Raw genomic sequence first — 2,045 nt, forward strand, 5'->3', positions numbered from 1 at the left:
AGGTCCCTTGATTTTTTAATCCAGTCTCCCTGTTGTAAACGAAGCAGCATATTTTTATCTATACCTCTGGGCTGATTAAAATTGATTTGTTCAAAGGAGGCTTGTTGTTTAAACCGTGCCTGGCGGATCAACCGCTTTAATTTCTTATTGTAGCGGTCTTCGTATTCGGCTTCAATAAGATGGGCGATACATTCATCCAGGGAGAAGTTCTTCTCCTGGGTACTTTCGGTAATTTCCCGATAAGCCTGTGCAAAACCGTGTAATCGCATCGTGTGTAACTTTTCAAAGGTGGCATTTGTGTTCATAAGTATTGATTTTAATTAAAGTTTTCTTTTCCTCGTATATTATTATGAGTGGGTAATTCGAACAGTTCAAGAGGTTCCTCTTGAACATCAAAAGTCTTATTATGGAGTATATTCTTGATGAACTTATATTGCAGACAGTTCATTTCAAGGGCTTTTTTACAAGCTTTTCGATAAGCTGGTTTGGGATGTTTCTTAGCCAGGTTTAAGAGTCCCATGCAGCTTCTGTAGGCTTGTTCCGGGTGGGGACGGCTATCCAGTATTTTGGCAATGAGTTGCTCTACTTCAGGTCCTATGGACCGGCCCCAGCTGATGAAACGCTCCGAGGTCCATTCAGCCTGGAACTGGTGATGGGCAGGACGGTGTTCATTCTTAGTGGTATAACCATAAGGTTTACGATTTCGCTGATGCAAAGCAATTCTTTCATTATTATAATAGGCCTCCACATTGGAGAGGGTATAAATAACTTTCACCTTTTTGCCGGTATATTTAAAGGGAATGCTGTAGTAGTGTTTATCGGCTTTTAAATAAATATGATGATTGTATTGAACCTTGAGTTGAGAGAAGTGTTTTAACTCATAGCAGGTAGTTGGCAAGGCTTTTAATTCCTGCTTTTCTACCTGATCAAAAAGGCTTTGCCGACTGTAGGATTTATGCTGAAAGTTCTTTTTGTTGTGCAGCTCAAGCTTCTCCCAAAGTGCTTGATTAAGTTCTTCGAGGGAGTAGAAAACCTCATTGCGTAAAGGAGCATAAATACGTTGATAGGCTAATCGTACAAAGTTTTCAGCTAGACTTTTATCCTGGGGATGTAAAGCCCTGGCCGGTAATATTACCGTCCCGTAATGCTCCCCAAAATCCTGGTAGGTTTGATTTACTTTAGGCTCGTATTTATTGGATTTACTCACAGCAGAGCGCAGGCAATCCGGTACAATTGCAGCAGGAGCTCCTCCGTAAAATTGAAGGGCATTTTGATTAACTGCGATCCAATCCTCTTTCTTTTGTGATGGGACCGCTTCTATATAACAGAGTTGGCTGCAACCCAGTACACTGACAAATACTTCGCAAGCTTCTCGCTCCCCGGTAGCCGGGTCAGTGATGTAAAGTTTTTTACCCGTAAAGTCCACAAAGAGTTTATCTCCAGCCTTATGCTCCATATGCATGCTGACCTTACTCTCCTTGCGCCAATGGTAATAATGATGGCAGAACTGGCTGTATTCATAGCCATCCTTGCGGGTCTGCCTATATTCCTCCCACAGCAGATGCAGGGTGACACCTACTTTTTTAAGTTCTTTTTCAAAATAAGGAAATAGCTTTTCTAAGGTTGTGTAGCGGGGATTCTGTGTTTGTTTTCGGATATTGATCAGGTTGATGAGTTCACTGTCATTCATCCCTGAAATTGCTGAAATGGAGATCCCACTGCTTTTAAAACCAGCAATATACTGGCTTGCTGCAGTTTTCCCAATACCGGCTACCTTAGCCGCTTTACGGCCACTGAGTCCTTGTTTAAAATATAATCGTAATAGTTCGCGTACTTCTCTCATACCTATCGGATTGTTGGCCATTATCCTTTCTTTTAAAAGTTAATGGCACTAAGATGAGAAAAGTGTCCGTTTTGCTCCGGAATAGCTGTCCGCTTTGAAACGGAATCACTGTCCGTTTTGCCCCGGAATGGGTGTCCGCTTTAGTCCGGAATCACTGTCCGCTTTCCAGCGGAATGGGTGTCCGTTTTCACCGGATTGTGCA

2 protein-coding genes are annotated in these 2,045 nt (G+C 42.4%); both read right to left on the bottom strand.

Features of this window, described 5'->3' with window-relative positions; translation table 11 throughout:
- Positions 1-305, bottom strand: a 305-nt coding sequence (locus LB467_RS18490) for an ATP-binding protein (protein WP_224475633.1), incomplete at its 3' end; no start/stop codon positions are given.
- Positions 306-316: 11 nt separating this feature from the next.
- Positions 317-1,864, bottom strand: a complete 1,548-nt coding sequence (gene istA, locus LB467_RS18495) for an IS21 family transposase (protein WP_224475634.1) — start codon at positions 1,862-1,864, stop codon at positions 317-319.
- Between the last annotated feature and the right edge of the window lie 181 nt (positions 1,865-2,045).

The organism is Salegentibacter tibetensis (assembly GCF_020164485.1).
GTDB lineage: Bacteria > Bacteroidota > Bacteroidia > Flavobacteriales > Flavobacteriaceae > Salegentibacter > Salegentibacter tibetensis.